Source organism: Cellulomonas sp. A375-1 (assembly GCF_001040865.1).
GTDB lineage: Bacteria > Actinomycetota > Actinomycetes > Actinomycetales > Cellulomonadaceae > Cellulomonas > Cellulomonas gelida.
Map to the genome: position 1 here is coordinate 1 of NZ_LFKW01000088.1, position 7,904 is coordinate 7,904.

The 7,904-nt window shown below is 74.6% G+C and carries 6 protein-coding genes; 4 read left to right on the top strand and 2 right to left on the bottom strand.

Translation table 11 applies throughout. The annotated features are described in order from the left end of the window. Positions 1-1,345, top strand: a 1,345-nt coding sequence (locus CWIS_RS18815; RefSeq protein ID WP_048343037.1) for an FtsX-like permease family protein, incomplete at its 5' end; no start/stop codon positions are given. A gap of 16 nt (positions 1,346-1,361) precedes the next feature. Here CWIS_RS18815 and CWIS_RS09475 read toward each other — a convergent pair. Then, positions 1,362-3,092, bottom strand: a complete 1,731-nt coding sequence (locus CWIS_RS09475; RefSeq protein ID WP_082156354.1) for a bifunctional NAD(P)/FAD-dependent oxidoreductase/class I SAM-dependent methyltransferase — start codon at positions 3,090-3,092, stop codon at positions 1,362-1,364. 114 nt (positions 3,093-3,206) lie between these two features. Here CWIS_RS09475 and CWIS_RS09480 point away from each other — a divergent pair, with 114 nt between their 5' ends. The 3 genes from CWIS_RS09480 (at position 3,207) to CWIS_RS09490 (ending at position 5,748) form a co-directional block, all read left to right on the top strand. Beyond that, positions 3,207-3,794 carry a helix-turn-helix domain-containing protein gene (locus CWIS_RS09480; protein WP_048343038.1) on the top strand — a complete coding sequence of 196 codons (588 nt, stop codon included), beginning with the start codon at positions 3,207-3,209 and terminating at the stop codon, positions 3,792-3,794. Positions 3,795-3,835: 41 nt separating this feature from the next. Continuing rightward, positions 3,836-4,183 carry a VOC family protein gene (locus tag CWIS_RS09485; protein ID WP_048343039.1) on the top strand — a complete coding sequence of 116 codons (348 nt, stop codon included), beginning with the start codon at positions 3,836-3,838 and terminating at the stop codon, positions 4,181-4,183. A gap of 176 nt (positions 4,184-4,359) precedes the next feature. Then, positions 4,360-5,748, top strand: coding sequence for a glycine--tRNA ligase (locus tag CWIS_RS09490; protein ID WP_048343042.1), 1,389 nt, complete (start codon positions 4,360-4,362; stop codon positions 5,746-5,748). 96 nt (positions 5,749-5,844) lie between these two features. Here CWIS_RS09490 and CWIS_RS18820 read toward each other — a convergent pair. Beyond that, positions 5,845-7,904 (bottom strand): hypothetical protein (locus CWIS_RS18820; protein WP_048343040.1); only part of this gene is annotated, 2,060 nt, incomplete at its 5' end.

The following is a 7,904-nucleotide window of genomic DNA, read 5'->3' on the forward strand; positions in this document are numbered from 1 at the left end:
CGTCGGGCTCGCGCCGCGGCTCGCGCGCGCCTCGGGGCGCGACGGTCGCCTCACCACGACGCTCGCCGTCCTCGCGTTCGCGGTGACGAGCGCGCTGGCTACGAGCGTGCTCGCGGCGACGCTCGGGTTCGTCGAGCGCGCCCAGCACCCGGTCACGGGGTTCGAGGAGCGCCTGGGTGAGACGTACGTGCTGCTCGCCTGGGTGGCGACCGTCCTGCTCGTCGTGCCGCTGCTGACCCTGGGCGGCGCGGCCGCGCGGCTCGGGGTGGCGCGCCGCAACGAGCGGCTGGCGACCCTGCGGCTGCTCGGCGCGACGCCGCGCGAGGTGGTCGGCCTGACGCTCGTCGAGACGGCGACCCAGGGGCTCGCGGGTGCCGTGCTGGGGACCGTGCTCTACGGGGTGCTGCTGCCCGTGTGGGCGGCGATCCCGCTCCTGGGACGGACGTTCACGGTGGGCGAGCTGTGGGTCGGTCCCGGCGTGCTGGCGCTCGTGTGGCTCGTCGTCCCGCTGCTCGCGGCGGTGAGCGGGGCCGTCACGCTGCGCCAGGTCGTGGTCTCACCCCTGGGCGTGGCGCGACGCGTGCGCCCGCCGGCGCTTCGCGCGGTGCGCGTGGTCGTCGCCGTCGTCGCGTTCGCGTCGTTCGTCGTCGTGTCGATGACCTTGCAGCTCTTCGCCGCCGCGACGGTCGCGGTGCTGCTCGGCGCGCTCGCGCTGGCCTTCCTGGCCGTGAACGCGATCGGTCCGTGGCTCCTGGGTGTGGCCGGCCGGCGCCGGCTGCGGCGCGCCCGCACCCCCGCCCAGCTGCTCGCCGCACGACGCCTGCTCGACGACCCGCTCGGGGTGTGGCGCGTCGTCGGCGGGCTCGCGCTCGCCTCGTTCGTCGCCGGTGCGCTCGCGGTGATCCCGGCACTGGCCGACGTGTCCGGGGACGACGCGGACACCCGCCTCCTGACGGGCGACATCGTGACCGGCGGGCTGCTCACCCTGCTCATCGCGTTCCTGCTGGCCGCGGCGTCGGCGGGGATCGCGCAGGCCGCCTCCGTCCTCGACCGCAGGCGCGAGCTCGCGCTCGCGCACCTCGCCGGGGCGCCCGCAGAGCTGTTCGACGACGTGCGGCGGCGCGAGGTCGTCGGCCCGGTGGTCGTGGCGTCCGTCGGATCGGCGGCCCTCGCGCTCGCGCTGCTCCTGCCGCTGCTCGGGTTCGCGGTGCTCACGGCTCCTCAGGGTCCGCTGCTGCTGGCCGCGAGCCTGGCCGTGGGCGTGCTGCTCGTGCTCGCGGCCACCGAGACGTCCCGCCCCCTGCTGCGGCGCGTGCTGGCCGAGACCGTGGTGCGCGTGGACTGACCCGCCGCGGCCGGGTTCAGGCGCGTCGCGCCCGCAGGACCGCGTCGTGGACCGTGACGGTCTCACCCTGGCCCGTCCGGGCCAGCCGTGGGACCGACGCCGCGACCTCGACCACCCAGGCCCCGTCGAGCGTGACGAGCTCGTCACGCACCTCGTCGGCGCCCGGGAACATGCCGGGGTCGTGCGGCCGGCCGACCGGCGCGGCGAGGTCCAGCGCGTCGTGCTGGACGATCAGGAGCGTCCCGCCGGGGGCCACGTGCCGGGCGGCGCGCGCGACGAAGCCTGCGCGCGCCTGCGGCGCGAGATGGATGAAGTGCGAGGTCACGAGGTCGAACTGCGCGTCGTCGTCCCAGGTCGCGACGTCCGCCTGGACCCAGCGCACCTCGACCCCCGCGTCGGCTGCCGCACGTGCGCCGCGCGCCAGCCCGGTCGCCGCGAAGTCCACGGCGGTGACCCGCCAGCCCTGCTCGGCCAGCCACACCGCGTCACGACCCTCACCTGCCCCCAGGTCGAGCGCAGTCCCGGGCGTGAGGTGCCCGGTGTGTGCCACGAGCGCCGCGTTCGGCTGCCCGCTCCACACCGCGGGCGCGGAACCGTACCGGTCCTCCCAGCCCGCCGCGTCCAGCGACCACGTCGACCGGTCGCGCACGTCGCCCGCGGTCTGCTCACGCCAGCGCGCGACGGCCTCGCGGGCGTCCAGCTCGACGAGCTCGGCGTTCAGCTGCGCCGCGACGCTCGCACCCTGCGCGGCGGACGTCAGGACGGTGGCCATGGGGTCGAAGGAGTTGCCGGCCACGCGCACCCCGGGGACGGCGGTCGCGCCCGCCTCGTCGGCCGGCACGGCGGTGGCGACGACGACGCCCGCGCGCTCGACGGGCTCGGCGACGAGGCCGAGCGGGCGCAGGTGCGCGTCGTTCGCCTCGAGGGTCGTGCGCACGACGACCGCGTCCGCCGGGATCGTCTCGCCGGCGTCGGTGCGCACGGCGGTCAGTGCGTCGTCCTGCACGACGAGCTCGGCGAGGCCGCCGAGGGCCACACGCACGCCACGAGCGGACAGGCGTGCCGCCTCGTCGGCCGGGAGCAGCGGGTCGCCGCGCAGGAGCGTGACGCGCGGGGTCCACTGCCGCCAGAGCAGCGCGGCGTACACGCCCAGGGGTCCGTCGCCGACGACCACGACAGGTCCGTCGCCGACCTCCCAGCCGTGGCAGTACGGGCAGTGCAGCACGTCGCGGCCCCAGCGTCGAGCCAGCCCCGGCACGTCCGGCAGGACGTCGCGCCCGCCGGTCGCGCTCACGACCGTGCGCGTCGTGAGGTGGCTGCCGTCGTCGAGCTCGACCTCGAACGCGCCGAGGTGACCGCTGACCGCCACGACGCGGCCGGTGCGCAGCTCGCCGCCGTAGCCCGCGACCTCGTCGCGGCCGTGCGCGAGCAGCGAGCGCGGCGGGATGCCGTCGCGGGTCAGGTAGCCGTGCGCGTGCGCGGCGACCGCGTTGCGCGGACGGGCGTCGTCGACGACGAGCACGCGGCGCCGGGCGCGGGACAGGACGAGAGCGGCCGCCAGCCCTGCCGCGCCGCCACCGGCCACGACGACGTCCCACGTGCCGTCCCAGGTGCCGTCCCCGTCGCCGCCGGGTGACGAGCCGGTGCCCGACCCCGGCCACGCGGTGGGGTGCGGGGGTGCGTCGTCTCCGTGCTGGTGCTGCAGGTCGTGCCCGTGGTGCGGCTCGTGCTCGTCGTGACGCTCCATGCTGTGCTCCGTCCGTCCGCGTGCGGTGTCCTCGTGGGACCGTCTCCCACGGAGTCGCCGCGCGGCAAGGATCGTTGCCGAAGTGGCAAGGTGGGCGGATGGGGAGGTGAGCGGATGACTGACGACGTGCTGGCGGGTGTCGGGCCGCGGCTGCGCGCGCTGCGCCAACGGCGGGACCTCACGCTCGCGGCGCTCTCGAGCGCGACGGGCATCTCGGTGAGCACGCTGTCGCGGCTCGAGTCGGGGCAGCGGCGGCCGACGCTCGAGCTGCTGCTGCCGCTCGCGCGCGTGCACCAGGTGCCGCTCGACGAGCTCGTCGGCGCACCGCACACCGGGGACCCGCGCGTGCACGCCCAGCCCTTCGAGCACCGCGGTGCGACGTACGTGCCGCTGACGCGCCGACCCGGCGGGCTGCGTGCCTACAAGATGGTGCTCGCGCCGAGCGCGCCGCAACGCACGCTCGAGCAGCAGACGCACGAGGGCTACGAGTGGATGTACGTGCTGTCCGGCCGCGTCAGGCTCGTGCTCGGCGAGCACGACCTCGTGCTGGGCGAGGGGGAGGTCGCGGAGTTCGACACGCGCACGCCGCACGCGTTCGTGAACCCCGGCCCGGGGCCCACCGAGCTGCTCACGCTGTTCGGCCCGCAGGGCGAGCGCATGCACGTGCGGGCGCGACCCCGCGCGCGGGGCACGAAGGACTGAGTACCCGGTGCGTGTCGGAGGTGCGCTCTACGGTGGCCCGCATGGGACTCACGGTGGAGATGGTCACGTTCGACACGACCGACGCGGTGGCGCTGGCCACGTGGTGGGCACGGCAGCTCGGCGGCGAGGTCCGCGACGAGTCGGACGGCTGGTTCGTCGTCGCGGCCGACGTGCAGGGAGTGGCGCGCGTCGGCTTCCAGAAGGTCGAGGAGGCGACGCCGGGCAAGAACCGCGTGCACCTCGACCTGGCGGCGTCCGACGCGCCGGCGGAGGTGGCGCGCCTGGTCGCCGACGGCGCGTCGCTCGTCGACACGCACACCGAGGGCGGCTTCTCCTGGACGGTGCTCGCCGACCCGGACGGCAACCAGTTCTGCGTCTCGCAGCACTGACCTGCGCGCGCCCGCCGGGCGGCGGGGTGCGGGCCACGGACGAATGGATGCCAGGTCGACGGTGCACGACCGGTAGCCTGGGCGGGCTCCGTGGGACGTCGAGCACGACGCCCCACGGACTTCGCTCAGACCCCAGCCCGCAGCACCCAGCGGCGGGCCTCGAACACCTGGAGAGCATCGCCGTGGCACCCTCGCGTCTCGATTCCGTCGTCTCCCTCGCCAAGCGGCGAGGCTTCGTGTTCCCGAGCGGCGAGATCTACGGCGGTACCCGCTCCGCGTGGGACTACGGACCCCTCGGTGTCGAGCTGAAGGAGAACATCAAGCGCCAGTGGTGGCGCGCGATGGTCACGAGCCGCGACGACATCGTCGGCCTCGACTCCTCGGTGATCCTGCCGCGCCAGGTGTGGGTGGCCTCGGGCCACGTGGGCGTGTTCACCGACCCGCTCACCGAGTGCCTGAGCTGTCACAAGCGCTTCCGCGAGGACCAGCTGCTCGAGGAGTTCGAGGAGCGCAAGGGCCGCGCGCCCGAGGGCGGCCTCGCGGGCGTGCCGTGCCCGAGCTGCGGCACCAAGGGCGAGTGGACCGAGCCCCGTGACTTCAACATGATGCTCAAGACCTACCTCGGCCCGGTCGAGGACGAGTCCGGCCTGCACTACCTGCGGCCCGAGACCGCGCAGGGCATCTTCGTGAACTTCAAGAACGTCTACACCGCCGCGCGCATGAAGCCCCCGTTCGGCATCGGCCAGATCGGCAAGTCGTTCCGTAACGAGATCACGCCCGGCAACTTCATCTTCCGCACGCGCGAGTTCGAGCAGATGGAGATGGAGTTCTTCGTCGAGCCCGGCACCGACGAGACGTGGCACCAGTACTGGATCGACTACCGGACCGACTGGTACGTCGACCTCGGTATCGACCGCGACAACCTGCGGCTCTACGAGCACCCGGCGGAGAAGCTGTCGCACTACTCGAAGCGGACCGTCGACATCGAGTACCGGTTCGGCTTCCAGGGCAGCGAGTGGGGCGAGCTCGAGGGCATCGCGAACCGCACCGACTTCGACCTGTCCACGCACACCGAGCACTCGGGCCAGGACCTGTCGTTCTTCGACCAGGGCAAGAACGAGCGCTACGTGCCGTACGTCATCGAGCCGGCCGCGGGCCTGACGCGGAGCCTCATGGCGTTCCTCGTCGAGTCCTACACCGAGGACGAGGCGCCCAACACCAAGGGCGGCGTCGACACGCGCGTCGTGCTCAAGCTCGACCCGCGCCTCGCGCCCGTCAAGGCCGCGGTCCTGCCGCTGTCCCGCAACGAGCAGCTCTCGCCCAAGGCGCGCGACCTCGCGGCCGAGCTCCGCAAGAACTGGAACGTCGACTTCGACGACGCCGGCGCGATCGGTCGCCGCTACCGCCGGCAGGACGAGATCGGCACGCCGTTCTGCATCACGGTCGACTTCGAGACCCTCGACGACCAGGCCGTCACCATCCGGCACCGCGACGACATGAGCCAGGAGCGCGTCGCGCTCGACCAGGTCACGTCCTACCTCGCCCCGCGCCTGCTCGGCGCCTGACCTGCCGGCCCTCGCGGCCGCGAACGACGACGAGGCCCGTCCCCGGTCCACCGGAGACGGGCCTCGTCGCGTGCTCGCGCCTCACTGCAGGCGACGTCAGCCGAGCGCCGCGCGGACGTCCGCGAAGATCCCCGGCGTGCCGCCCGTCTGCTCGCACTCCTCTTCGCTGATGCCCTCACAGCCAGGCACGAGCACGTCGCCACCAGGCGACACCCAGACGTTCGTGCTCAGCGTGTCGAAGTGCCCGGACGCGTCCGTCGCGACGTACGCGTACATCGCGCGATCGCCGTGCCACACGGTGGGCAGCTCGACGGGGAGGTCGCCCCGCGCGTTCCCCATGACGGACCAGGTGAATGCCCGCCAGGCGCCGTCCTGCGGTGCGGCACCGATCTCGACGAAGGCGCGCACGTCGGGAGCGAGCGGAGCGACCGTGCCGTCCATCGACGTCAGGTCGAGCTGACGCGGTTGCGTCTGTGGGAGCGTCGTGTCGAGGTAGAGCGTCGGCAGCAGGACGTCGCCGGCACCGTCGGCGAGCTCGAGCCACACCCGCCGACCCTCGACGTCGCCCAGGTCGAGGCGCTCGTCGTCGGACCAGGCCGTGGCCGCGGTGATCCCCTCGCCGACCGAGGCCGCGGTCGACGGCCCGGCAGGCGGCGTGACGCCTGCGCCGAGCGTCACGTCGGCGACGTCCACGCCGCGTTCCGCGAGGGCGGCGACGAGTGCCGCGCCGCCGTCCGGCTGCGCCTCGAGGCACGCGGGGTCCAGCGCGGTGCACCTGCCCGAGCCCTCGGCGACCTCGTCGGCCGTCGTCCCCTCGCCGAGGTAGAGCACGAGCGCGTCCCGTAGCGCCGTCACGTCCCTCATGGCCACGCCCTCGTCGAGGCTGATCGCGTAGAGGTGGGATCCGCTGCCCGTGGGGTCCGCGAACGTCGGGACGTCGAGCGCGTGGACCCGCTCGCCGTCGTTCCCGACGACGCCGCGCGGCAGCCACAGCACGACCCGGCCGTTCGGCAGCCACCGGGGCACGGCACCGGCCAGGAGGCGGACGTCGTCGTTCATGTCCCAGCGCAACGACCCGGGGTAGTACTTCTGGGCGGGGAAGCGGTCGGCGGAGTCGTCGTCCGCCCAGGTGAACGCGCTGACACCGTCGAGGCCGGAGACGCGGACGCGCACCCCGTCCGTGGCGGGGACGTCGAACGCGTCACGCGCGGTGCCGAGCTCGACCTCGGTCGCCGGTGCCAGCACGACGACGCCGGACTCGCCCTCGTCGGCCCACGAGCCCGTGATCCGCAGACCGGCGTCCCAGCCGTCGCCCGACGACCGCGCGAGCGAGGTGGTGGCGTGCACGCCCTCCGCCAGCTTGGTGGTCGCGGCGGTCTCGGCGGTCGGCGCCGACGTCACCGCGGCGACCGCAGCCGCGAGCCCGGGCACGTCGTCGATGGTCGGGCACTGCGGCGTGGGCAGGTCGGCGCACGGCGCCTGGACGACGCGACCGTCGGACCCGACGAAGACGACCCCCGACTCGCCGGACTGGATCGAGCCGGCCACGGCGGGGTCGCCGAGAGCGGCGGCGAGCAGCTGACCGTCGGGCGCGGCGAACGTCGGGAGCTCGACCGCGACGCTCGAGCCGCCGGACGCCTCGAACCCCGCGGTGCTCCACAGCAGGACGTGGGGGTCACGCATCGTCGTGGGGACGACCACGAGCTCGCTCCACTCGCCCGAGTCGAGCGGGGCGACGAGCCGCACGCCGTCCTCGACGGACGGCGTGCCCCAGGTCCAGACGCCACCGCCGTAGCCGTCGGACGTACCGCTCGCGGTCACGCGGCTGTAGTACGCGGCGCCCTGCTGCAGGCCGTCGACGACGGGTCCGACCCCGAGCACCAGCTCGTGGTCGTCCGTGCTCAGGCCGAGGTCGACCTGCCAGGTGGCCCCGTCGACGAGCGGGTCGATGCGGGGGTCGGGCGCGTGCTTGGCGCCCGGCCGGTTCGCGGCGAGGAGACCGTCGGCGACCTCGACGACCGCACCGTCGCCGAGCGGGCGGGCGACCTGCGTGGGCGGCTGGGCCGGGTCGGGCTCGGTGGTGCGGTCCGCGGCGAGCTGCGCGCCGACGACCGCGACCGCGGCCACCGCGAGCGCGCCGCCCGCGACGCGCGCAG

Excerpts from the sequence above, each read along its gene's own strand:
- CWIS_RS09475 (WP_082156354.1), bottom strand. The coding sequence starts at position 3,092 with ATGGAGCGTCACGACGAGCACGAGCCGCACCACGGGCACGACCTGCAG.
- CWIS_RS09480 (WP_048343038.1), top strand. The coding sequence starts at position 3,207 with ATGACTGACGACGTGCTGGCGGGTGTCGGGCCGCGGCTGCGCGCGCTG.
- CWIS_RS09485 (WP_048343039.1), top strand. The coding sequence starts at position 3,836 with ATGGGACTCACGGTGGAGATGGTCACGTTCGACACGACCGACGCGGTG.